Source organism: Nesterenkonia cremea (assembly GCF_014642675.1).
In the GTDB taxonomy this organism is placed as follows: Bacteria; Actinomycetota; Actinomycetes; order Actinomycetales; family Micrococcaceae; genus Nesterenkonia; species Nesterenkonia cremea.
Genome location: NZ_BMIS01000031.1, coordinates 1 through 2,099, shown reverse-complemented (window position 1 = coordinate 2,099; position 2,099 = coordinate 1). Strand labels below are relative to the sequence as shown.

The 2,099-nt window shown below is 59.3% G+C and carries 2 protein-coding genes; both read right to left on the bottom strand.

All coding sequences use genetic code 11. From position 1 onward, the window contains the following. Positions 1 to 493: 493 nt before the first annotated feature. Positions 494 to 1,096, bottom strand: a complete 603-nt coding sequence (locus IEW85_RS14195) for a cadmium resistance transporter (RefSeq protein ID WP_138170856.1) — start codon at positions 1,094 to 1,096, stop codon at positions 494 to 496. After that, positions 1,093 to 1,452 (bottom strand): Cd(II)/Pb(II)-sensing metalloregulatory transcriptional regulator CmtR, encoded by a 360-nt coding sequence (cmtR, locus tag IEW85_RS14190; RefSeq protein ID WP_138170855.1) that lies wholly within the window; start codon positions 1,450 to 1,452, stop codon positions 1,093 to 1,095. The genes IEW85_RS14195 and cmtR overlap by 4 nt, the downstream gene beginning before the upstream one ends. Positions 1,453 to 2,099: the final 647 nt, after the last annotated feature.

The window sequence follows — 2,099 nt, the reverse complement described above, 5'->3', positions numbered from 1 at the left end:
GTCATCGTGATGCCTTTCTTCGAGAGTGCTGTGAGAGGTTCACTCGAAGGATCACACGGTGGCCGTCACGTCTTCGTCAGCGACGCGCTCACCGGGTGCCGTACACCACTCTGACGGACGCTACTCCGTCCGCTTCGCATGAGGGCCATCGGTCCACGTTAGACCGTCAGGAACCGTTGTAGGTTCCAGCTAAGTTGTCAGTAGTGTCACCTATCTGTCAGTGGTTTGTCAGTGGTGTCATCTATCTGTCAGTGGGTCACGTCGAATCATCCCCATGGCCGCGATTCCCCAGCAGAGTCTCCGCCGATCTATCGAGACCTAAAAGCTCGCACGCACGGTGTCCCGGTTAGCCCCCCGTCAGCGGGACAGGGTGCGGACCACCTATACGGGACACCCTCTCTGGCCAGTTGGCGTTACGCCTGGTCAGAGGTGGGTGTTCCCGGTTGGGGTTCCTCAACTGACAACGCCACTCACGGAACTAGCCGGCTCAGGGTTAGAGCCCGAATGCGCCGCCAGTGACCAGGATGATGACCCCCAGGGTAATGAGCACAAGTGGAAAGAGGATGCTTTCCCACCGCTCCAGAACTTCAGCGATGGGTTTGCGTGAGGTGATCCACTTAGCAGCCAGGACCAGGAGCGCGACCAGTGATAGGAAGACGATGCAGAAGGCCAGGACAGCGGCCCAGCTGAGGCTGACGAAGACTGGTACATAGACACCGATGTTGTCTCCACCGTTGGCGAAGGTCACTAGGGCAACCGTGCCGACAGAGACTCGCTTGCCTTCCAGTTGGGCTTCGTCGTCGTCTTTTTCGTCGCGGTTGCGCCATGTTCGCCATGCTGCCCAGAGGCCCAGGCCCAGCGGGATCAGGCCGAAGTAGGGCAAGACTTCTTCTGGGAGCATCACTTGTGCGCCCAGCGCCACAACCACAGCAGTCCCCAGAATGCCGATGAAGCCCACGTACTGCCCTAGCAGTATTCGCCGGGTCGTACCTGGTTGCCCTCGGCCACGGCCGAAAAACAGGGACAGGACGATGATGTCATCGATGTTGGTGGCAACGAACAGGGCTAACGCCTGTGCAGCAACAGTCACTATCATGAGCGGCTACGCGCCTGAGCACAGCCAGGAAGCGAGCACTGTGGATCGATGCAGGACGCGTATTCATCGATAGCAAGGGTGGTCTCCACCAGCGCATTCAATGCCTGAGCAAGGTGTGCATCAGCAATTTCGTACCGGGTCTGGCGACCTTCAGGCTCGGTGACCACGATCCCGCAGTCCCGCAGGCAGGCCAGGTGATTCGACACGTTGGTCCGAGTCAGCCCTAAGTCCCGGGATAGCTGGGCTGGGTAGCCGGGGCCATGCAGCAGAGAGAGTAAGATTCGAGACCGCGTGGGGTCTGCCATGGCGCGGCCGAGCCGGTTCATGACATCAAGACGAGAAGCAATAGTCAGCACACAGTGACTATACAGGGTTGACTGACTAATCAGCAAGGTCAAGCTGGCCGGCGTCCCGGTGGCGGATCCTCTTGCGGGACATTGTTCTTACTCCCAGCAAGCCTTGCCTGCGGGAGCGGAGACCGCCGCGGAGCGCCTGACGAACCCCGCCATTTAGCTCACAAAGTCACAGATTGCACCGCGGCGCTAAACATCTCAGCCCGTCGTTCCGCCTCTTCTCGATCGGCCAGCTCCTGTGCTTGGCTCTCTGCTCGACGTTGAACCTCGACTTGGTTGTGCCTCATCAGACGTGCCACACCTGGTGTGTCAGGTTCCTCAGCTGCACGCTCAAGACGAGCAAGGATATTTGTCGCTGTGGGACGAGTGGTGGCAGCTTTATAGAGGCATTCTTCGACAAGATTCCGAAGCCGAGTAGTTGTCGCATCAAGTCGAGGCGGGGTCTCTCTCAGGTGCTGTTCTTGGAAGCTGGCAGGATCCGGTCCTTCAAACGGGAGCTTCCCTGCGAGCAGCCGAAAGGCTAGGGGCTGATGCAGGGATAGGTGACAACTGATCTGGCTAGCCGGTGGCTGGCCTGGAAGGATTGTCATCATGCCCAAGCCCTACCCCAAGGAGTTCCGCGACGATGTCGTCCGGCTTGCTCAGAACCG

Bases quoted from the DNA above. Each gene is read 5' to 3' on its own strand.
- IEW85_RS14195 (WP_138170856.1), bottom strand. From the start codon at position 1,096: ATGATAGTGACTGTTGCTGCACAGGCGTTAGCCCTGTTCGTTGCCACC.